General features: G+C 37.8%; 22 protein-coding genes. 16 read left to right on the top strand and 6 right to left on the bottom strand.

Annotated features, from left to right (window positions below; genetic code table 11):
- Positions 1 to 21 precede the first annotated feature (21 nt).
- Positions 22 to 1,116, top strand: a complete 1,095-nt coding sequence (gene ychF, locus M0G43_RS10810; protein ID WP_248026321.1) for a redox-regulated ATPase YchF — start codon at positions 22 to 24, stop codon at positions 1,114 to 1,116.
- Between the two features lie 16 nt (positions 1,117 to 1,132).
- On the opposite strand, the gene M0G43_RS10805 is transcribed toward ychF, so the two are convergent.
- A complete protein-coding gene (locus tag M0G43_RS10805) occupies positions 1,133 to 1,753 on the bottom strand; it encodes a TetR/AcrR family transcriptional regulator (protein ID WP_248026312.1) in 621 nt (206 codons plus the stop codon).
- Positions 1,754 to 1,851: 98 nt separating this feature from the next.
- Between M0G43_RS10805 and M0G43_RS10800 the strand changes: the two genes are divergently transcribed.
- The 5 genes from M0G43_RS10800 to M0G43_RS10780 all read left to right on the top strand — a co-directional run bounded on the left by M0G43_RS10800 (position 1,852) and on the right by M0G43_RS10780 (position 6,219).
- The gene (locus M0G43_RS10800; protein ID WP_248026310.1) at positions 1,852 to 2,643 is read left to right on the top strand and encodes a sterol desaturase family protein; all 792 of its coding nucleotides are present in this window, start codon (positions 1,852 to 1,854) and stop codon (positions 2,641 to 2,643) included.
- 58 nt (positions 2,644 to 2,701) lie between these two features.
- Positions 2,702 to 3,157, top strand: a complete 456-nt coding sequence (locus M0G43_RS10795; protein ID WP_248026304.1) for an SRPBCC family protein — start codon at positions 2,702 to 2,704, stop codon at positions 3,155 to 3,157.
- Between the two features lie 106 nt (positions 3,158 to 3,263).
- Entirely contained in the window at positions 3,264 to 3,836 is a 573-nt protein-coding gene (locus M0G43_RS10790) for a hypothetical protein (RefSeq protein WP_248026302.1), read from the top strand.
- Between the two features lie 58 nt (positions 3,837 to 3,894).
- A complete protein-coding gene (locus M0G43_RS10785) occupies positions 3,895 to 5,001 on the top strand; it encodes a Gfo/Idh/MocA family protein (RefSeq protein ID WP_248026299.1) in 1,107 nt (368 codons plus the stop codon).
- 60 nt (positions 5,002 to 5,061) lie between these two features.
- Positions 5,062 to 6,219, top strand: coding sequence for a DUF4932 domain-containing protein (locus M0G43_RS10780; protein WP_248026296.1), 1,158 nt, complete (start codon positions 5,062 to 5,064; stop codon positions 6,217 to 6,219).
- A gap of 37 nt (positions 6,220 to 6,256) precedes the next feature.
- On the opposite strand, the gene M0G43_RS10775 is transcribed toward M0G43_RS10780, so the two are convergent.
- The gene (locus M0G43_RS10775) at positions 6,257 to 6,532 is read right to left on the bottom strand and encodes a hypothetical protein (protein WP_248026294.1); all 276 of its coding nucleotides are present in this window, start codon (positions 6,530 to 6,532) and stop codon (positions 6,257 to 6,259) included.
- A 304-nt stretch (positions 6,533 to 6,836) separates the two neighbouring features.
- On the opposite strand from M0G43_RS10775, the gene M0G43_RS10770 reads away from it, so the two are divergent.
- The 6 genes from M0G43_RS10770 to M0G43_RS10745 all read left to right on the top strand — a co-directional run bounded on the left by M0G43_RS10770 (position 6,837) and on the right by M0G43_RS10745 (position 13,891).
- Positions 6,837 to 7,325 (top strand): hypothetical protein, encoded by a 489-nt coding sequence (locus M0G43_RS10770; RefSeq protein WP_248026289.1) that lies wholly within the window; start codon positions 6,837 to 6,839, stop codon positions 7,323 to 7,325.
- A complete protein-coding gene (locus M0G43_RS10765; protein WP_248026287.1) occupies positions 7,322 to 7,801 on the top strand; it encodes a hypothetical protein in 480 nt (159 codons plus the stop codon). Before M0G43_RS10770 ends, M0G43_RS10765 begins: the two co-directional genes overlap by 4 nt.
- 726 nt (positions 7,802 to 8,527) lie before the next feature.
- Positions 8,528 to 8,683, top strand: coding sequence for a hypothetical protein (locus M0G43_RS10760; protein ID WP_248026275.1), 156 nt, complete (start codon positions 8,528 to 8,530; stop codon positions 8,681 to 8,683).
- A gap of 168 nt (positions 8,684 to 8,851) precedes the next feature.
- Positions 8,852 to 10,717, top strand: coding sequence for a DNA topoisomerase IV subunit B (locus tag M0G43_RS10755; protein ID WP_248026272.1), 1,866 nt, complete (start codon positions 8,852 to 8,854; stop codon positions 10,715 to 10,717).
- Entirely contained in the window at positions 10,707 to 11,186 is a 480-nt protein-coding gene (locus M0G43_RS10750) for a hypothetical protein (protein WP_248026269.1), read from the top strand. The genes M0G43_RS10755 and M0G43_RS10750 overlap by 11 nt, the downstream gene beginning before the upstream one ends.
- Positions 11,187 to 11,191: 5 nt before the next feature.
- Positions 11,192 to 13,891: a DNA gyrase/topoisomerase IV subunit A gene (locus M0G43_RS10745; RefSeq protein WP_248026261.1), complete on the top strand. Its 2,700-nt coding sequence runs from the start codon at positions 11,192 to 11,194 to the stop codon at positions 13,889 to 13,891.
- Between the two features lie 66 nt (positions 13,892 to 13,957).
- On the opposite strand, the gene M0G43_RS10740 is transcribed toward M0G43_RS10745, so the two are convergent.
- Complete coding sequence (locus tag M0G43_RS10740) at positions 13,958 to 14,344, bottom strand: hypothetical protein (RefSeq protein WP_248026249.1); 387 nt, start codon at positions 14,342 to 14,344, stop codon at positions 13,958 to 13,960.
- 62 nt (positions 14,345 to 14,406) lie between these two features.
- Positions 14,407 to 14,799: a helix-turn-helix domain-containing protein gene (locus M0G43_RS10735; RefSeq protein ID WP_248026245.1), complete on the bottom strand. Its 393-nt coding sequence runs from the start codon at positions 14,797 to 14,799 to the stop codon at positions 14,407 to 14,409.
- A 292-nt stretch (positions 14,800 to 15,091) separates the two neighbouring features.
- Between M0G43_RS10735 and M0G43_RS10730 the strand changes: the two genes are divergently transcribed.
- From M0G43_RS10730 to M0G43_RS10720, 3 genes are all read left to right on the top strand, one after another.
- Positions 15,092 to 16,237, top strand: a complete 1,146-nt coding sequence (locus tag M0G43_RS10730; protein WP_248026242.1) for a M14 family zinc carboxypeptidase — start codon at positions 15,092 to 15,094, stop codon at positions 16,235 to 16,237.
- A gap of 73 nt (positions 16,238 to 16,310) precedes the next feature.
- Positions 16,311 to 16,790: an Lrp/AsnC family transcriptional regulator gene (locus tag M0G43_RS10725; RefSeq protein ID WP_248026240.1), complete on the top strand. Its 480-nt coding sequence runs from the start codon at positions 16,311 to 16,313 to the stop codon at positions 16,788 to 16,790.
- 96 nt (positions 16,791 to 16,886) lie between these two features.
- On the top strand, positions 16,887 to 17,402 hold the full coding sequence (locus tag M0G43_RS10720) for a DinB family protein (RefSeq protein ID WP_248026238.1): 516 nt from the start codon (positions 16,887 to 16,889) through the stop codon (positions 17,400 to 17,402).
- Positions 17,403 to 17,404: 2 nt separating this feature from the next.
- Here M0G43_RS10720 and aroB read toward each other — a convergent pair whose 3' ends face one another.
- Positions 17,405 to 18,472, bottom strand: coding sequence for a 3-dehydroquinate synthase (aroB, locus tag M0G43_RS10715; RefSeq protein ID WP_248026236.1), 1,068 nt, complete (start codon positions 18,470 to 18,472; stop codon positions 17,405 to 17,407).
- A gap of 93 nt (positions 18,473 to 18,565) precedes the next feature.
- Between aroB and M0G43_RS10710 the strand changes: the two genes are divergently transcribed.
- Positions 18,566 to 19,738 carry a proline dehydrogenase family protein gene (locus tag M0G43_RS10710; RefSeq protein WP_248026235.1) on the top strand — a complete coding sequence of 391 codons (1,173 nt, stop codon included), beginning with the start codon at positions 18,566 to 18,568 and terminating at the stop codon, positions 19,736 to 19,738.
- Positions 19,739 to 19,743: 5 nt separating this feature from the next.
- Here M0G43_RS10710 and M0G43_RS10705 read toward each other — a convergent pair whose 3' ends face one another.
- On the bottom strand, positions 19,744 to 22,095 hold the full coding sequence (locus M0G43_RS10705; protein WP_248026231.1) for a GumC family protein: 2,352 nt from the start codon (positions 22,093 to 22,095) through the stop codon (positions 19,744 to 19,746).
- Positions 22,096 to 22,110: the final 15 nt, after the last annotated feature.

Raw genomic sequence — 22,110 nt, 5'->3', positions numbered from 1 at the left:
AACATCTAGTATCTTAAAGAAATGAAAGCCGGAATAGTAGGATTACCAAACGTAGGAAAATCAACCTTGTTCAACTGTTTGTCGAACGCAAAAGCGCAAAGTGCAAACTTTCCATTTTGTACCATTGAGCCAAACATTGGCATCGTGAATGTGCCAGACCCTCGTTTGGTGCGTTTGGAAGAGTTGGTGCAACCGCAACGTGTGGTGCCTGCTACTGTGGAGATTGTAGACATTGCAGGTTTGGTAAAAGGAGCAAGCAAAGGTGAAGGTTTGGGTAATCAATTCTTGGCAAATATCCGTGAGACAGATGCTATTTTGCACGTATTGCGTTGTTTCGACAATGATAATATCGTGCACGTAGATGGTAGTGTGAATCCTATTCGAGACAAAGAGACCATCGATATGGAATTGCAGCTGAAAGACTTGGAAACAGTTGATAAAAAACTGGAGAAAGTAAAACGTGCTGCAAAAACAGGCAATAAAGAAGCTCAAAAAGAAGAGGCTGTACTATTGGCTATCAAAGCAGGATTGGAAGCAGGCAAATCAGTGCGTGCTTTGGAGTTTTCTAAAGAAGATGACGAAGAGTTTGTAAAACCAGCCCAATTCATCACAGACAAACCAGTGATGTACGTATGTAACGTTGACGAAGGTTCGGCTGCGACAGGCAATGCATATGTGGAGAAAGTTCGCGATGCTGTAAAGGATGAAAATGCTGAAATTTTGGTATTGGCTGTAGGTACGGAAGCAGATATCAACGAATTGGAAGATTACGAAGAGCGTCAAATGTTCCTTCAAGATATTGGACTAGACGAACCAGGCTCTTCAAAATTGATTCGTGCGGCTTATAAGTTACTTAATCAGCAAACTTACTTCACCGCTGGTGTTAAGGAAGTACGTGCCTGGACCGTTGATGTTGGCGCCACTGCACCACAAGCTGCTGGTGTCATTCACACAGATTTTGAAAAAGGTTTTATCCGTGCAGAGGTGATAGGTTATGAGGACTATTCATCTTACGGCAGTGAAGCCAAAGTAAAAGAAGCCGGAAAAATGCGAGTAGAAGGTAAGAACTACATCGTAAAGGATGGCGATGTGATGCATTTCTTATTTAATGTTTAATAATATCGTAGCATCCTCATTTCTTTTCTTTAAAAAGAAGCTGATAGTAGTTTTTTAAGTGTGTTAATTGTTTGGCAGTTAAATCTGCTTCATTCACTGCTTTTGAAACCACATAAGAACCTTCAAAAATAACGACCAGCATATCAGCCAATGACTTTGAATCTACTTCAATGCTCATTTTTCGTTGTTCCAAAACATTGCCTATAAGAAGCTCTAATGTTTGTCTCCATAACAAAATAGTCGAAGTTATATAACTCCTGATATCTTCATCGAATTGGTTGGTTTCATTAAGATAGGAAGCATACAAGCATCCAGGAGGCGGATCTGATAAATCAGCCATCATATCAATAAATTCCTGTATAAATTGCAACAAACGCTCCAGGGCATCTTTTTCGTTGATGGTAGCAGTTTTATCCAGAGCTTTGTTCATATACGAAATATCCTCTCCAGCAAAATCTTCAATCAAAGCTTTTGCCAATTCACTCTTTGATTTAAAATGATAGAAAAATGCTCCCTTTGTAAGACCTGTTTTTTCAAGGATATTGTCAATACTGGTAGCTGCAAACCCATTCTTTAGAACTAGTGACCTAGATTCAGCTAATATTCTGTCTTTAGTAAGTTGTCCATCTTTAGGCATATTGCAAAGATTAAAAAAATAAACAAACCAGTTGGTATAAAATAAAATTTTATTTCTATATTTGTACCATTCAGTCTGTTTAAATAAAACTTTCAATTATGGAATCTATACTTGCCAACCTCCCGACTCCTTTTGAATTAATTTTTGACCCTATTTCATACATTGTTTTTGCATTGTATGGAGGTTTGATGCTTATTGAAGCATTGTTTCCTGCCAGGAAACTTCCAAAGGTTAAATATTGGAAGATTAAAGGAATCTTTGCTTTTTTTCTATTCTTTTTCTTGTCATCTTATCTCCCAATAATTTGGGATGGTTATTTGGCGAAATATCAAATTTTCAATTTGTCATCCCTTGGTACTTTTTGGGGAGCAGTTGTTGGTGTGATGATTTATGAGTTTGGTGTTTTTGTTTGGCATTACAGTATGCACAAAAGCAATTTTCTTTGGAGGATTTTCCATCAACTGCATCATAGTGCAGAGCGAGTTGACACGTATGGAACTTTCTATTTTAGTCCAATGGATATGATTGGTTTCACATTTTTGGGCAGTCTTTGTCTTGTAGTTGTTGCAGGTTTTTCTGCGGAGGCTTCAACATTAATCATTCTTACCACAACTTTTTTGGCAGTTTTTCAGCATAGTAATATTAAAACACCTCAATGGCTTGGTTATTTTATACAACGTCCCGAGGCGCACGCTGTTCATCACGCCAAGGGTATTCACGCCTATAACTATTCCGATGTGTCTATCTACGATATCTTATTTGGTACGTTTAACAATCCAAAAGAGTATACTCACGAGACGGGCTTTTATAACGGAGCGTCTTCCAAGGTACTTGATATGCTTCTGTTTAAGGATATAAATTCAACGACAGAGAATAAAACTCCTCTTTGAAGTGGCATATCTTCAATCGCATTCATTAAGTTTGTAAAGCGATTTACAAACTAATTAAATGCCACTCATCACGCTTCAAACACTCATTAATGCAGATATCAATACCTGCTTTGATTTGTCGCGTGATATCGATTTTCATCAAGAATCCTTAAAACATTCCCACGAAAGAGCCATTGCAGGCAAAACTTCTGGGTTGATAGAGCTTGGCGAGTCTGTCACTTGGGAAGCAAAGCATTTTGGCATTACACAACGCCTGACTTCAAAAATCACAGAATTCAATAGACCATATTATTTTGTGGACGAAATGGTTTCTGGTGCATTTGAATCGTTCAAACACGAACACATTTTTGAAAAGACTCAAGATGGCACCTTGATGATTGATAAATTTCATTTTAAATCGCCTTACGGATTGCTGGGCGAATTTGTGAATATTCTTTTTCTAAAGGGATATGTGGCGTCTTTATTGAAGATTAGGAATAAGGAGTTGACGACAAGGGCAGAAAAAAAGACTTAAATCATTTTATAAAAGTAATTTACAAATGCACTTTGCATTCCTAAATCGCTTAAATTTGTTTTTATGTCATTAGACATCAGATTGTTCAACATAAAAACGACCAACTATGAAGCAATCATTCAGTGCTCTTAAAGCAAAATTTAACGGCCTCAAAACTTCTACCAAACGCTATTTAACCGCTATGGGCATTGTTGCCGGCGCACTTCCCATTATTGTGCCTGTAGTAGATGGCATCAGCGACTGGTTTAGCAATATGAATACAGTCGAATTGCCAGATGCATATCCAAATGAAGTTTGGAAAAACGAAGATGTGGCAAATCTTACTTGGCTTCAAGACGAATGGTTTTATCCTACCATTCCAAACTTTTATACACGTTTTAAGATTGAAAACAACACACTTTTTCAGCAGAATGAAGGCTACAATCCTGATGTGTTGACCGAGTGGATAGAGGTAAAGGTGTTCGTTTCAGATAAAGGCTTACTTCGCTTGCGGTATGTTAGTAACGACTGGCCAGGCACATTCATCAGAAAGCCTGATACAAAGAACAGTGAGTACCAAAACTTTGAACGCGGTGTGGCAGATGATGGCTCTGTGACAACAGATAAAGCCCGATTGGTATTAAGCAAAACCAGGTGCAAAATCACCAACGGTGGTATGACGTATAATTGTGCGGATTAACTTTACTGAACAAATTTCATCACCAAATTCATATCTTACATCTTCAAATAATTTCCCTATGAAGTCAAAGTTCATCCTAGCTGTATGTTTATTTTTAAATTTTACAATTGCTATACGTGCCCAACAAAACCCAGTTAAGATTGGTGTGGTGGGTTTGACGCACACTCACGTGCATTGGATTTTTAGTAGTGAGAAATTGGGCGATATCAAAATTGTGGGTATTGTAGAAACTAATAAAGAGCTCGCGCAGCGCTATGCAGACCAATACGGATTTGCGATGACGATGGTTTATGACACAATGGATGAGATGATTAAGGAAACCAAACCCGAAGCGGTTTCTGCCTTTGGAAGTATTTATGAGCATCTGGCAGTCGTTGAAAAGGCTGCTCCTTTGGGCATTCACGTGATGGTGGAAAAACCTTTGGCAGTAAGCCTCAACCACGCAAAAAAGATGCAAGCCTTGGCAAAGAAACACAATATTCACTTATTGACAAATTATGAAACTACCTGGTATCCTACAAATCATATGGCGTATGATTTGGTCCAAAAAGATTCCATTGGGGAGATTAGAAAGGTGGTAGTTCATGATGGTCATAAGGGCCCGAAAAAGATTGGCGTGAACAAAGAGTTTTTGGATTGGTTGACCGATCCTGTGCAGAATGGAGGAGGGGCTATTACCGATTTCGGCTGTTATGGTATCAATTTAATGACTTGGTTGATGAAGGGTGAAAAGCCTTTAACTGTCACCGCTGTGACGCAACAGCAACAGCCAGAAAACAATCCGAAGGTGGATGATGATGCGACAATTATCTTGACCTATCCAAAGGCCAATGCGATTATACAGGCATCTTGGGATTGGCCCATCGGTAGGAAGGATATGGAAATCTATGGACTCGACGGTGTGATTTATGCTGACAACCGAAATGATATGCGACTGCGTATTTCTGAAGGGTACGATGGTTTTTCTGAAGAGGTTTTTAAATTAGAAGAACGTATCAAGCCTTATAACGATCCGTTTTCGTTTTTTGCGGCGGTCATCCGAAAAGAAATTACGGTAAAGCCGTTTGATTTATCGTCTCTTGAGAATAATATGCTGGTGGTGGAAATCTTGGATGCTGCCATCAAGAGTGCGCAGACGGGTGAAACCGTTCATTTGAAGCACTAATCGTCGTTATGAACTGTAACAAAGGCTGTTTTGGTTAGTCTGTACCGTAAACCACTTCTTATGATAAAACATTTGGCGCTTCTGTTGAGTTTGGTAATGCTCACCTCTTGTAAAACGGCGCACATCACTGAATCCAAGTTTAAAGTCGGCTTTCATCAGAATACTGAAACCTATTTTTTGGCGGAACTTTTGGCGGTGCCCTATCGTAAGACCAATACACAATGGGAAACTTACAAGCTCAATACCTGTAAAGCCTATCAACCGATGGTGGCGATGGCATTGGAACAATTTCAGAATAAAAAAACGGAAGCCTTTGCCAAACATACGGCGGAGTTTAGCGATGCGCTGGTGGGTTACGGCTATGGCAATGACATTATGATGCCGATTTTACTTCAAATTCCTGAATTCAGTACGGGCAAGGCGCCAGAAGATTTTGAGATGATGGATTTGCAACTCACGGACGAACAAAAAGTGGCGCTCAAACTTAAAATCAGTGCGTATCTTCAAACGCTGTATCAGTTTTACAAGGAAGAAGCGGTGGGCACCTTCTTTGAAATGCATTCTACCTTTTACAATGGTGCTATTAAGGAGCTGCAAGCCTTGATTCCTCCCAATTTTACGGATGCTATGGAGCGGTATTATGGCGATACACGCAAGCAATACGTGGCGCTGGTGAGCCCTCTGGAAATTTGGCCCATTGAAGAGAACGAGGCACGCGGCATCAGTGCGACGGTGACGCGAGATGGCGGGCAGACCGTGTATGAAGTGATGAGCCCTTATGTGGAAGTGCCTGTGAATGCTACACATACGTATGACCATTACGGATTTGATTTTGAGCGCACCGCTACATTTTTGACCGTGCACGAGTTTAGCCATTCGTTTGTGAATGCGCCTTTGGAAGCTTATAGAGAACGGATTGAGCAATCCTCGCATTTATTTACCGACGACTTAAAAGAGAAAATGGCCTCGAAAGGTGTGGGCAACTGGTACATATATGTGGTGGAGAGTTTTGTACGGCTAGGGGAGATACGCATTGCGGCGATGCAGCAGGACACCGAACGTGAGAACCGATTGCGCACCTATCATACCGAGGCTGAACATTTTATCTACTTGCCGCAACTGGAGGCTTCCATCAAGGTTTTTGAGGCGAACAGAGACCAATACCCACAGTGGAAGGACTATATACCGGAGTTGTTGAAGGTGTTTGAAGGGGAATGAGGGTTTGTTTTTGGGGACGCTAGACACAATTTAGTTTTTACCGAGTAAGAATGTGTTGCGACCATGCAAGAATATGTTGCAACCATGCCATAATTTGTTGCGACCATGCAAGAATATGTTGCAACCGCGGCATAATTTGTTGCGACCATGGCATAATTTGTTGCGACCATGCAAGAATATGTTGCAACCGAGTCATAATTTGTTCCAACCGAACCATATTTTGTTGCAACCGAGCCATAATTTGTTGCAACCGTGGCATAATTTGTTGCAACCACACCATCATTTGTTGCGACCATGCAAGAATATGTTTCAACCATGCAAGAATATGTTTACAGGAGGCTATATCACCAGGTAGCACGCTTTAAGTTCAGACGCATCAAAGACTAAAAGCATCCCAACCTTAATTCAAAAACCACAGATTCGAAAGAGTCTGTGGTTTTTTTTCATCCTCGCGAAAGCGGGGACCTCGTCATTGCGAGGAGGCACGACGAAGCAATCTCCTCAACAATCAAAAAAATACCACATTATTTCCCTATCTTCGGTTGGTAGCTGGAAATTAAAGTTTTTGAAACAGATTAAAAATGACATTCAAGGAATTAAATAAACATATCATGCCTATGGACGAATTCATCCTTAATTGGAGGTTTACGGACGAAAACTATGATTTGCTGTCTGAACAACATCTTGCGGAGTTAAAGCCGCTTGATGAAGACGGAGCTAAATTTTTGGCTACTTATTTAAATGACTGTGGCATTCACGACCAATTACCATTTAAGGCTGGTCTCTTTAGGAATTTTGATGAAACTTATATTCTTAACGGTAACGAAAAAGAGATAACCAAGTGGTTATATCGCCGAGCGCTGCCTTTTGACAAAGAAGTCTACTTGTCGTGGGATAATCAAATCGGAATGATAACAAAATGGAAATTCGTTGTGAAGTATTGGGATTCTCTATTTTATGGCGGCCCAGATGATTTAACGGTGTTTGACCAAAGTCTAGAATGGGCTCTATTCTTTTTTCACGAAGACATTATCTACTTCGGAACAAATAAAGAATATCAAACAAACGCTGAATATGATGAAAATTGGTTTTCAGAACATCAATGAAAATCGAATTCCAATACATATTAGAAGACCACGGCTGGGCAGTGGCGCACCTATCCGCTAGAGATTTCAAAACAGAATTCGATGCATCCTTTTTGCACGACAGTTTATCATCAACCCTACAGGCGGCAATTACGCTGTTAACAAGCAATAGCAAAGTCATTATCCCATTCTTTTCAGAACCGGGCGAACATCAACTGGTCATTCATAAAATTGACAACCATACGATAGAACTAGAATTAAGATGGTACGACGATTGGACAACCTGGAATAAGGCAGGCACTGACGACTACGAAACTATGTTTAAAGGCGAAACCACTTTAAAGAGTTTTATTTTTAATGTCTATGACTCCGCAAAAAAAATACTCGACGAAAATGGAGTAGAGGGCTATTTCAAAAAATGGCGAATAGACTTTCCGTTAGATGCTTATAAACACCTTGAAAGGCTAAAAGACACAAGCGATGCGCTAAAAGCATAAAACCCAATGCCGCCACAGGCGGCAACCCCAATCGGCAGTATAGGCATAGCAAGGCGTTAAAAATTCGTGAAGCCTTGGAGCGAATTTAGCCTTGTTATGCTGGTTTTGCTCGAGTGAGCAAAAATACCTCTCGATTGGGAAGGTCTTTTTTGGTTCGTTTTTTGGACCAGCAAAAAATGAACGTAGATGATAGATAAAACAAATATTACATTCAAGACGATTGGAATAAAACAACAATTTTCTCCTGCCAACAAATAGTACTCCGCACCCTAACAAAAGTGCTCTCCTGCCAAACTATAGTATTTTCCTGCCAAACAATTATACTTTTCTGCCAAGCAACTGTACTTTTCTGCCAAGCAACTGTACTTTTCTGCCAAACAATAGTTTTTTAATGTCAAACACTTGTACTATTATGTCAAGGAATTGTACTCTGTAGTCTAACAGTTGTACTCTGTCATCTAATTGTTGTACTCTATGGTCTAACAATTGTACTTTGTAGTCTAATAGTTGTACTCTGTAGTCTAGAAAAACGCTCCGCAACCCCAGTAAAACCTCAAAAACACCCCAAAAACAGGGTCAAAAAACCACCATCAAAAATCAACAATTATTAATGAGTAATTATTCATCATTAATTGGAGTATAAGAGTTAATCATTCATCGTAAATCGTCCATCTTTCATCAAAAAATCCCTACCTTTAATACAAACAATTTAACCCAACACACCCTATGAAAGGATTCATCATCGGCATCATCGTAGCCATCATCGCATTCGTACTGTTCTACTACGTCTTCAAATTTGTACTCATCACATCCCTCGTCATCGCTGCCGCAGTCATCATCATCCCCATCATCTATTTTGCGGTTAAGTCGAAAAGCAGCTAGTATTTATAGTTCACAGTTTACAGTTAACGGTATACAGCCAGCAGCTAAAAGCTAAAGGCTAACAGCTAATAGCTAACATCCAATTGTTAATTACTTTCCCACACACAGGTTTTATCTTTTAAGCCTATATGTTATATTAGCGTCCTAGCTAAAAATCGCACACCACTTATGTCTCAACACACCGAATATACCGAAGAAAACATACGCTCGCTCGATTGGAAAGAGCACATACGTATGCGTCCCGGTATGTACATCGGGAAACTCGGCGATGGCTCCTCGGCAGATGATGGTATTTACATCTTGTTGAAGGAAGTCCTCGACAACTCTATCGATGAGTATGTGATGGGCGCCGGCAAGACCATTGAGGTCAGCATTCAGGGCAATAAAGTCATTGTGCGCGATTATGGACGTGGCATTCCACTTGGTAAAGTGGTAGATGTCGTCTCAAAGATGAACACAGGTGGTAAGTACGATTCCAAAGCCTTTAAGAAATCCGTCGGATTGAATGGGGTAGGAACCAAGGCCGTCAATGCACTCTCCAGCTATTTCCGTGTCGAAAGTAATAGAGATGGGAAGTCCGCTTCCGCAGAATTCAATATTGGGAATCTCACCAATGAAGAACTCCTCGACGATACCACACGCCGCAAGGGTACGAAGGTTTCGTTTGTACCAGATGATACCATTTTCAAGAATTATAAGTTCAGGAATGAGTACGTAGAGCGTATGCTCAAAAACTACGTGTACCTCAATCCAGGACTTACCATTATGTTCAATGGCGAAAAGTTCTATTCAGAAAACGGATTGAAGGATCTTTTGCAAGAGAACATCACCGAAGCAGATATGGCGTATCCTATCATTCACTTACGTGGTGATGATATCGAGGTGGCCATCACACATAGCAAGACACAGTATAGCGAAGAGTATCATTCCTTCGTCAACGGACAGAACACCACCCAGGGAGGAACGCACTTGGCAGCGTTCAGAGAAGCCTTGGTAAAAACCCTTCGTGAGTTCTACGGAAAAAGTTACGATGCAGCCGATGTTAGAAAATCAATCGTGTCTGCCGTCTCCATTAAGGTGATGGAACCCGTCTTCGAGAGCCAGACCAAAACAAAGTTGGGCTCTACCGACATGGGAGGCGACTTGCCAACAGTACGTACCTACATCAACGATTTCCTAAAGACACACCTCGACAACTACCTTCATAAAAATCCAGAAACTGCGGAACGCATTCAACGTAAGATCATTCAAGCAGAACACGAACGTAAGGAGTTGTCAGGTATTCGTAAACTCGCAAAAGACAGAGCCAAGAAAGCCAGTCTGCACAACAAGAAACTACGAGATTGCCGAGTGCATTTTGGTGATACCAAAAACGAACGCAATCTAGAGACCACGCTTTTCATCACAGAGGGTGATTCGGCTTCAGGTAGCATCACAAAATCCAGGGATGTGAATACGCAAGCCGTGTTCAGTTTGAGGGGAAAGCCTCTCAACTCTTATGGTATGAGCAAAAAGATTGTGTATGAGAATGAAGAATTCAATCTCTTGCAAGCTGCGCTGAATATCGAAGAAACCATTGAAGATTTAAGATATAACAACATCGTCATCGCTACAGATGCCGATGTGGATGGAATGCATATTCGTTTGCTGTTGATTACCTTTTTCCTGCAATTCTTTCCAGAGTTGATAAAGGAAGGTCATTTGTATATCTTGCAAACGCCGTTGTTTAGGGTCAGAAACAAAAAAGAAACGATTTATTGTTATTCTGATGAAGAACGTCGTAATGCCATCGAAAAATTAAAACCAAAACCCGAAATCACCCGATTTAAAGGTTTGGGCGAGATTTCACCAGATGAGTTCAAGAATTTCATTGGCGAAGACATCCGTCTCGACCCAGTGATGCTCGATAAGGATATGTCTATCGAAAATCTTTTGGAATTCTATATGGGCAAAAACACCCCAGACCGTCAAGATTTCATTATCAACAACCTTAAAGTAGAATTAGATATCGTAGAAGAAGCACATGAGAACTAACAACTCCAAGGTAAGAAATATGATAGTGTCGGTATATTTCATACTGGTAGTGTTTGCTATAGTATCTGCTATTCTATTCAGCTCTTTCAGGCATTTGACCTCAAGTCCGATACTGACGTTTGCTATCATCATTCTATTTTTCGCCGCAGTGTTCTTCTTGGTACACAGAGTTTCAAGGTATTTTGAGTATGATAGTGATGGTTCAAAGGTCATCGTCATTAACAGAGGATTGTTATTGGCAGAATATGCCAACTACAGAGAACACATTGTTGAGTTTGACAAGGATAGATTGGCAGCTTTTAAATTCAATAATTTTTTGCTGTATAGAACCTTGGACTTATACATAAAAGACAGAAAAGGCGGAAAGAAGAAAGAAACCTTTAACATCTCGCTGGTTCCAAAGAAGAAGAGACGCTACATTAGGCAGTCGTTAAGCAAGATGATAAAGATGAATGCAAATCCATTATAATTATAATGAGTTTAGAGAACGAAGAACTACACAACGATAACGAACAACCACAAGAATCTACAGGCAACGAGACCATAACGAGGGTTTCGGGAATGTTTGAGGATTGGTTCCTCGACTATGCTTCCTATGTGATTTTGGAACGTGCTGTGCCTGCCATTGAAGATGGTTTTAAGCCAGTGCAACGACGCATTATGCAGTCTATGAAAGATTTGGATGATGGTCGTTACAACAAAGTGGCGAATATCGTTGGACATACGATGCAATACCATCCACACGGTGACGCCAGTATTGGTGATGCGATGGTGCAGATAGGACAAAAAGATTTATTGATAGATACCCAAGGAAACTGGGGAAACATCCTGACAGGTGATAGCGCAGCAGCTTCTCGTTATATTGAGGCGCGCTTGTCTAAATTTGCCTTGGATGTTGTTTACAATCCAAAAATCACCGAATGGCAAGCCTCTTATGATGGTCGTCGTAAGGAGCCTATCAATCTTCCGGTGATGTTCCCTTTGCTGTTGGCACAAGGTGGTGAAGGAATTGCAGTGGGATTGTCTACAAAGATTCTACCTCACAATTTTAATGAATTGATTGATGCTTCCATTAAGCATTTGAAAGGAAAGAAGTTTACCATTTTACCTGATTTTCCAACAGCCGGTATCGCAGATTGCAGTGATTATAAAGATGGAATGCGAGGCGGAAAAGTGCGTGTTCGCGCGAAGATTTCAACGCTTGACAAGAACACACTCAACATTACCGAAATTCCTTATGGTACCACCACTTCTTCGTTGATTGATTCCATTTTGAAAGCCAATGATAAGGGCAAAATCAAAATCAAGAAGATAGAGGACAATACGGCTGCAGAAGTTGAGATTTTGGTGCATTTGCCTTCAGGAATTTCACCAGATAAGACCATTGACGCCTTGTATGCATTTACCAATTGCGAGAATTCCATTTCACCATTAGGTTGTGTAATTGAAGACAACAAACCTTTATTTATTGGTGTCACTGAAATACTGCAACGATCTACAGACCATACGGTTGAGTTGTTGAAATCTAATTTGGAAATCAAATTGGATGAGTTTGAAGAACAGTGGCATTTTGCATCCTTGGAACGCATCTTTATTGAAAATAGAATCTATCGCGATATTGAGGAAGAAGAAACTTGGGAAGGTGTTATTGCAGCCATCGATAAAGGTTTGAAACCTCATATTGCACATTTAAAACGTGCCATTACCCAAGAGGATATTGAGCGTTTGACCGAAATTAGAATCAAACGTATTTCAAAATTTGATATTGACAAAGCGCAGCAACGTATTGAAGCTTTGGAGGAGCAAATTGCTCAAGTGAAATATGATTTGGAGCATTTGACGGATTACGCCATTGCTTACTTCACACGTTTGAAAAACGATTACGGCAAAGGTCGTGAGCGTATGACCGAATTGCGATTGTTTGATGATGTCGATGCTACAAAAGTGGTGATGCGCAACACGAAATTGTATGTCAATAGGGAAGAAGGATTTATTGGAACCTCCTTACGCAGAGATGAATATGTGTGCGATTGCAGTGATATTGATGATATTATTGTGTTTACCAATGATGGTAAAATGATGGTTTCCAAGGTCGATGATAAAAAGTTCGTTGGCAAAGATATTATCCACGTGGCTGTCTTTAAGAAAAAGGACAAACGCACCATCTATAATATGATTTATCGCGATGGCAGTAAAGGTCCATCGTACGTGAAACGTTTTGCGGTTACAAGTATAACGCGCGATAGAGAATATGATTTGACCAACGAAACCAAAGGTTCGACCGTGCTTTATTTTTCAGCCAATCCGAATGGTGAGGCAGAAGTCGTGACTATTTTCTTGCGCCAGGTGGGAAGTATCAAAAAACTGAAGTGGGATTTGGATTTTTCAGATGTGCTTATCAAAGGCCGAAATTCCAAAGGAAATCAAGTCACAAAACACGCTGTTAAGAAAATCGAACTTAAAGAGCACGGTATATCCACTTTAAAACCTCGTAAAATTTGGTTTGATGATACCGTTCAACGTTTGAATGTTGATGAGCGTGGCGAATTGATGGGAGAGTTTAGAGGAGAAGACCGTTTGTTGATCATAACCCAAGCTGGTGTGATTAAGACCATTCTCCCAGAGCTTACCACCCGATTTGATGATGATATGATTGTCTTGGAAAAGTGGGTGCCAAAAAAACCAATTTCTGCTTTGTATTATGATGGCGAAAAGGAACGTTACTTTGTAAAACGCTTTTTGATTGAAAACGAAAATAGGGAAGAAGTCTTTATTTCTGACCATCCTAATTCCCAATTAGAGATTGTTTCTACCGATTGGCGACCGATTGCCGAAGTCGTGTTTGCTAAACCAAGAGGCAAGGAACAGCGTGACAATGAAGAATTGAATTTTGAGGAATTCATTTCCATAAAAGGTATTAAAGCCCTGGGTAATCAGTTCACTACCGAAAAAATTAAACAAGTCAGTTTGTTGGATCCGTTACCGTATGAAGAGCCAGAAGAAGTTCACGCAGACGAGATAGATGTTGTGGATGAGGAGGAAGTGAATGAAGAAGATTCGCCGAGCAAACCTTCTGGACAAAATCCGCCAATGGAAATCACAAATCTTACCAGGAAGAATGACGATGACGACGAAACCTTTTTGGATGAAAAAGGGCAGACGAAATTATTCTAATATCTTACTTTAAAAGCCCTTTATGACAGTCAAACGTTGGCCTAAATTTAAATTGAAACGTTTGATTTAATCGATTTTTGTCGCCGTACCTTTTTCTACACGCTTCTTTTTGTTGGTAGGAGGCACAGCTAGGCTGTATTCAAAGGTGTAGGAGTCTTTTGTTGTACTCAAAATTTTCATATGGATTGCCTTTTCCTCTGATTTGCTTTTCGGATTTATTTTAGTCTGTATGAACTCACAATCATTGATCCATCGTATGGAAGCAGAATCTACTTTGTTTTCATAATAATCAATATTATAATGTTCAGTTCTTACAAACTTTCCTGTTTTCTCGACACCATCAATGGTATAATTGAAAGTGAAAGTTCCTGTCTTAAAATCGGTGCAATTTCGCTCTTTCTCGTAGCAACTTGTTAAACAGATCAATAAAAATAAGGAAAAGTATGTTCGCATAAATTAGGTTTAACAGCAGCAAAATTAGTAAAAGCAGATAATTGAAGCATGTGAATTAACTTCTATTTCAAATTCTCAAAATTTTGAAATGTTCCATCTTTATAGAAGATCACAATGCGTTCGATGGATTTGTCGTCTTTAGGAAGATTCTCAAGAGTTCTTTCGACATTTGAATCTGACCTTTCAATTTTTTGCTGTTCACTTTTAGAAGCATTTGAAGTTAGAGCAGAGGATGGGAAAGTTCCTTTGCCATTTAACAGCCAGTACAATTCCACTTCGGGATATTCCGACAAAACTTTTAAAACAAAATCCAAACTCGGTTTATTACGACCAGATAAAATATGCGAAATGCTTGAGCGCTGTACACCTATTTTTTCTGAAAAAGAGGAGGCTGTTTCACCGTAAAATTCGATGACTTTTTCTAACCGTTTCGCAAATTCTTCATTGTTTATCATTGTAAACTATAGATATGGTTCTTGAGTTTTACAAATGTAAATATTAATGTTGACTATAGAAAAGTAATTAACAAATAATCAAACAAAAATATAAATTATAAGTTCACTTAAATATATTTAAATAACTGAAAATAAACATTTTAATAGATTGTTTTAAAGTTGTGAGATTTAATTTGTAATTTCACCGACATATCCGACTTATGCTGTTTAATATTGTAAACAAAAAGGCTTCATTTTGTTGTTCACAAATGTAAAATTGTAATTGTTTACATTTGTGAAACAATAATTTCCAATGGATTTAAAAACTCTGCAAAGACTGTTTCAGGCACATAAAGAATCTAAATTATTTGGACGTTACATTAATGGTGATAATATAGCTCCCCTTTTAAAAAAACTCAATTTAAATTTTAAACTGGAGATTGTTGGTAATTCGGTTTTGGGAGAACCAATACACCTAATAACTGTTGGCTCGGGTAGCAAAAATGTTTTCATGTGGTCTCAAATGCATGGTAATGAGAGCACAACTACCAAAGCCATTTTTGATTTGTGCAATGTGTTTGCTAATTCTGCTGAAAACGCTGTAAAACAAATATTACGCAACTGCACCATACACATTATTCCGATACTAAACCCAGATGGGGCCAAAATGTATACAAGACTCAATGCGAATTATATCGACCTTAATAGGGATGCGCAGGACCTTTCGCAACCAGAAAGCATTTGTCTAAGAGACTGTTTTGAAAAGATAAAACCAAATGTATGTTTCAATCTTCATGGACAAAGAACTATTTTCAGCGCTGGAACCACTGATAATCCCGCTACAGTATCTTTTCTCGCTCCAGCCCAGGATGAAGCACGCTCCATAACTAAAACGCGACAGAAAGCCATGGAGGTTATTATTTTGATGAATGACAATTTGCAAACGCAGATACCTCATCAGGTCGGGATTTATGACGATGCTTTTAATCTTAAATGTGTGGGTGATACTTTTCAAAGTCTTGAAGTTCCCACTGTTTTGTTTGAAGCAGGACATTTTCCTGATGATTACAATAGGGAGGTCGTGAGAGAGTATATATTCCAATCGATGCTTTTGGCGCTAGAATATATTTCGTCTAAAGAATTGACTGGCTATAATTATAAATCATACTTTAATATTCCACAAAATGAGAAGTTGTTCTATGACTTCATAATTCGGAATGCTAAAGTTGGTGATCGCAATGTTGATTTGGCTGTCCAATATAAGGAACTATTGATAGGTGATGAGTTGAAATTTATACCTGTTGTTGAAAAAATTTCAGATTTAACTGATTTTTATGGGCATAAAGAAGTGGATGCCAATAGTAGTGTGGTTTTGACACACGACAAACAGGTGATTTACGAAGGATACGAAAACGATTTCGTTTTATTAAATAATGAAGTATTATCATTTAAACTCTAAAAAATCTTTGATTTGGTGATTTATCTTCAAACAATTTCTCCTATTTTTGTAAAAAATTTAAAGAAAATAAAAAATGGGTAAGTATAAAATAGACGAAATTGACCACCAAATTCTAGATATGTTGATAGAAAACACTAGAATTCCCTTTACTGATATTGCGAAGAAATTGGTAATTTCTGCAGGAACAGTTCATGTGCGTGTAAAGAAAATGGAAGATGCAGGTATTATTCAAGGCTCTTCGTTGACTTTAGACTATAAGAAGTTGGGGTATTCCTTTATTGCTTACGTAGGACTTTTTCTAAATAACACTTCCCAAACACAATTTGTTCTCGAAAGAATCAATAACATACCCTATGTAACTGTTGCTCATATTACGACCGGAAAATTCAATATTTTCTGCAAAATCAGAGCTAAAAATACAACACATGCTAAAGAAGTGATTTTTATGCTTGATGATATTGAAGGTGTTTATAGAACGGAAACCATGATTTCGCTTGAAGAAAGTATCAATGATAAAAAGCGTTTGATGCATACGATCTTTAATGATATGTAATATGTCAAATGCTCGATTAATAGCTAAACAGACCCTTTGTTTTTATTCAAACAAAGGGTTTTTTATTCAAACTTATGAAGCAAAATAATCAATGAGATGACATCTAGACACTTAAAATCAAACGAATATAATCCATATTACGAAACCTATATTTCTAAAGCAAAAGGCTTGAATCTCAAAGATGGTTTCCGAAGCAATTTAGAGAATGTTTTTACTTTTTTTCAATCTATTGATGTTGACAAACATATATACAGATATGCAGATGGAAAATGGACAATAAAAGAAGTAATACTACACATGATTGATACTGAAAGAATTTTTTCTTATAGAGCTTTGCGGATTGCGAGACATGATCAGACGTCTTTGCCTGGTTTTGATCAGGATTTATATGTTGGACCAAGCAAAGCAAACATAAGATCATTTGAAAGTTTGTTAGATGAATACAGGGCGGTTAGGCTAGCCACTATAACTCTTTTTGACAACCTTGATGATGAGATGTTGGAACAAACGGGAACGGCTAGCAATAGCACCATTTCTGTTAGAGCATTGGGTTTTATAATTTTGGGGCATGAAATCCATCACTGCAATATTTTGAAAGAGCGATATCTGTGAAGTTAATTTTTGTAGTAATCAAAGGCTTCTAATATAAGATCATTTTCTACCAAACAGTTCACTTTTGGTTTGCCTAAAGCTTCAAGGAGCACGAAGTTAACATTGCCATGTTCGTTTTTCTTGTCAAATTTCAACAGTTCAATTATAGATTCATAGTCATTAGATGTAATATCTACTTGTTGGAAAAGACTATTTATGACATTTTTCACTTCATCACAATCGCTCTTGGGAAAATTCAACAGTTTATAAGATAAGTAACATTCTAATATCATTCCTATTGCTATAGCTTCTCCATGAAGCAATTCATTTTTGTGTTTGGAACTCAAAAAGTAAGACTCAATTGCATGACCTAGTGTATGTCCAAAATTTAAATGCTTTCGTTCCTTAATCTCATAAGGATCCTTATTGACGATTGTATTTTTTATAATAATAGAATTGTAGATAAGTTGATCCAAGTCTTCAAGAGTTAATTGAGATAGGTCAGAAAGTTTTTTCCAATAATCAATTTCAGCAATTAGGCCATGCTTTAGCATTTCTGCCCAACCAGATTTTAACTGATTTTGAGGTAGAGTATCTAGAAAAGTAGTGTCCACAATAACCATTTCACCAGAATTTATGACACCAATTTGATTTTTTATCACTCCTAAATCCACTCCGTTTTTTCCTCCAATTGATGCATCTACCATTGACAGAAGTGAGGTGGGCACATTGACATACTTAATGCCACGCTTAAAAGTACTTGCTACAAAGCCACCAAGATCCGTAACCACACCGCCTCCTAAATTGATCAAAATACTTTTTCTATCACCTCCAAGCTCTGATAGGGCATTCCAAACACCTAAACAGGTCTCAATGGTTTTATGTGCTTCTCCCGCCTCAATTTCAATAATCTCGATATTCAAATTTGTTTCAAGCCTTGACATGAAATTTGGAAAGCAATGCTGGTTTGTATTCGTGTCAACCAATACAAATAATTTAGAAAACACATTCTGTTCAAGATATAAATTTAGCTGTCTGTAAGCAGTATTATTAAAGTGAACAGAATAATTGGAGGCTTTTATGGATATCATATTTTAAGAAGCGTTTACTTTGAACTTCAAAATAAGCGGTTTTTGATTAATTATTAGCGAACGAATGTATATTTTTGCGAATATTTCTATACAATGCCAGAAAATCGATTATTTGACAATACCGAAATCGCTTTTCAATTGAAAAGTGATTCAGAGCTCGAAAGAGCCTACTTTTTGTTCAAGATGATATCTCATCAACCTTTGGTCCGTATTGGCACTGCGGCTACGAATTTTGCCCTAAAAGCTCATTTACCCGTAGAAGGTTTGATACGTTCTACTGTATTCGACCATTTTTGCGGTGGAGTGAATGAAGATGATTGTCTTCCTGTAATCGATAAAATGTATACAAAACGTGTTTGTTCGGTTTTGGACTTTTCGGTGGAAGGTAAGGAAGAAGAAGAAGCATTTGATTCTGCTGTTGAAAAAACATTAAAAATTATTCGATTTGCAGACGAGAAAGAGGCCATGCCCATTGCGGTGTTTAAACCAACTGGTTTTGGAAGATTTTATCTTTATCAGAAGAAAGGCGAAGGAAAACCTTTTACCCAAGAAGAAGAAAATGAATGGGGTCGTGTTATCAATCGATTTGATAAAGTTTGTAGATTAGCTAAAGAACGAGACGTAGAAATATTAATTGATGGTGAGGAAAGTTGGATGCAAGATGCCGCAGATGATTTGTGCGAAGATATGATGCGTCGCTACAATAAAGATATTCCTATTGTTTACAATACTTTACAACTGTATCGTTGGGATCGATTAGATTATCTAAAAGAGCTCTATAGTCGTGCCAAACGGGATGGTTTTACTATAGGTGTAAAGATAGTTCGAGGAGCTTATATGGAAAAAGAACGTGATCGTGCTGAAGAAAAAGGCTATGATTCTCCAATTTGTGCTACAAAAGAAGCCACAGATATCAATTTCAACACAACTCTAGAATATATTCTTAAACGGTTGGATATCCTATCAGTGTTTATCGGAACTCATAATGAGCAAAGTTGCTATCAAGCAATGGAACTTATGGATCAGTTAAATATAGCGAAAAACGATAATCGCGTATGGTTTGGTCAATTGTATGGCATGAGTGATCATATCAGTTTTAACCTTGCTTCAGAAGGATATAATGTAGCTAAATATGTTCCTTTTGGACCGGTAAAAGATGTAATGCCATATTTGATTCGTCGTGCAGAAGAGAATACATCGGTTGCCGGTCAAACAAGTAGAGAACTTAATTTATTAAAACAAGAAAAAGAAAGAAGAAAGATTTAACATCTTCAGGATTTTTTAAACCATCCTTTTTTCTTTTTCGGAGCTTTTCCATATCCGTAACCGTATCCCTTTTTATGTTCAGTTCCGTTTAATAAAATTGCCATATTTGGGAGCCTCTTTTCGGTGTACATAGTTTGTGCAATATGTAGTTGGCGTTTGTCTATGTTATTTGCGCTAACAACATAAAGAAATAAATCAGCAAATTTGCTTATCAATAATGTATCGGTAACCAATCCAACAGCCGCAGTGTCAACAATGATGTAATCATAATCTTTTTTGACGTGTTCAAAAAGATATTTTACTCTGTCGCTCATCAACAATTCGGCAGGATTTGGTGGAATTGTACCGGACGGAATGATATCCAAATATGGATTATCTTCAAGTTTGGTTGTAACATCCTCAATACCCAAAGTCTTATCAGAAATAAAGTCTGTCAAACCTTTTTTACTATCAATATTTAAGTAATCGTTAACTCTTGGCACACGTATATCTGTTTCAATCAACAAAACACGCTTTTCAGAGAATGAGAAAGAAGTTGCTAGATTTATTGAAGTATGTGACTTGCCTTCTTGGCTCGTGGTTGATGTCACAAAAATGGTCTTGCACGCTTTGTCAACATCTTGCATCATAAATTCCGCATTGGTTCTTATAATCCTGAATGCTTCTGCTTTTGGCGAATAATCCACTTTCTTAATCAATCTTGTTTTATTACTCGATTTTGGTATGTCTCCAATATATGGTGCACTGATGTATTTTATCAAATCATCTTTAGAATGTATTTTGTTGTCAATTAAGTCTCTTGCATATATCAAAGATATAGGGATGAACAATCCCAAGATGATTGCGGCCAAATAAATGATTTTTGGGTTAGGGGAGACTGGACCATCCAAGGTGTACGCTTGGTCAATAATTTTTGCGTTTGATGAAGACATTCCCAGCGATATTGCTGTTTCCTCTCTTTTTTGCAGCAAATATAGATATAGAGACTCTTTTATGTCTTGTTGACGCTTTATGTCTCTAAATTGGCGTTCTTTTGTAGGTGCTGAATAAATTTGACCACTTATCCGAGCATCTTCTCTGTTAAGGGTATTTAAGGTAATATTGTTTGCTGTTCTAATGTTGCTCAAGCTTTGGTTCAAGTTTTCTTTTAACGCATTTATCTGATTATCAAGATTAACAATGGTTGGATTCTTTTCACTAGAGTTTTTAATTAAGCGATTTCTCTGCAAAACCAGTTCATTGTGTGTATTGGTTATTTGAGATACTGAATTATCGGCTATACCTACATCTGCTGGCAGCAAATCAGATGGTTTACTATGTTCCGATAGATGGTCTTTCATGTAATCAACCAATTGAAGTTGATTTGCAGTTTCAATAATTTTATTTTCGTTCTGTCTTTCGCTTTCAAGATAAATATTGGATTGCGAGGCCAACGCTGTTAACCTATTATTTTTCTGCAAAGTTTCTGCAGTAAAATCTACTTGTTCCAATTCGTTAGATACGACTTCCAGCCTATTCGTTATAAAGTCTGAAGTAATCTTTATGACTTCTTCTTTATCATTAATGACATCTTGATTGTATTTTTCGATGAGTTTATCCAGAATCAAACGTGCCTTTTCTTTAATCTCTTCATTTAATGAAAGCTTTATTACATTTGATTCTTTGGACATTTCAACTTTGATTTTACCCAAATACCGTTCGACGATACTATTCAAAGGAATTAGCTTTATTTCAATATATGAACCTACTGAAGAGCCATAAGTTCCAGGATTTGGGGTCAATACAAAATCTCCAAAATCTGTTCTGGTCTTTTCCCCAAAATTGTGTAGCGATGTTTCACCTTTTTCGAATTCAAGTATTTTATTGTTATTGATTTTAGAAAGTTCATATTGGTTATCAGAAACAATCTTGATGAATATGGATTGATTGTATTGATTGACGACAGAGTCTTTAGCATAAAAGTTGATGTTTACGGGTGGGTCTACATAAACTTCCTGCAATTTCACCTTGCCACTTACAAAATATTGGATATTTAGTTTTAAATCCTGCGCAACCTGTTTGATGATTGAGCGAGATTTCAGAATTTCGACTTCATCAATGACTTTTGAATAATCATTAGCAAAAATGCCATAATTTTGAATGGCTGAAATTTCAGATAGCTTTTTAGAGTTTTCATCCTGCTTAAGTTTGATGGATGCATTTGCTTGATATTCATATGTGCTATATCTTATCTTTAAGAAAGCAATACCCAATGCAATCAATAAGCAAAACACGATTAGTTTCCATTTGGAAAGATATAATTCAAAGATATTAATAATCGTCTCTTTGTTATTTTTATTTTGTGGTGACTGAATCATAAGTAAAATTCCAGA

The organism is Subsaxibacter sp. CAU 1640 (assembly GCF_023156585.1).
In the GTDB taxonomy this organism is placed as follows: Bacteria; Bacteroidota; Bacteroidia; order Flavobacteriales; family Flavobacteriaceae; genus JBPOFM01.
This window is presented reverse-complemented; position numbering and strand designations above follow the sequence as displayed.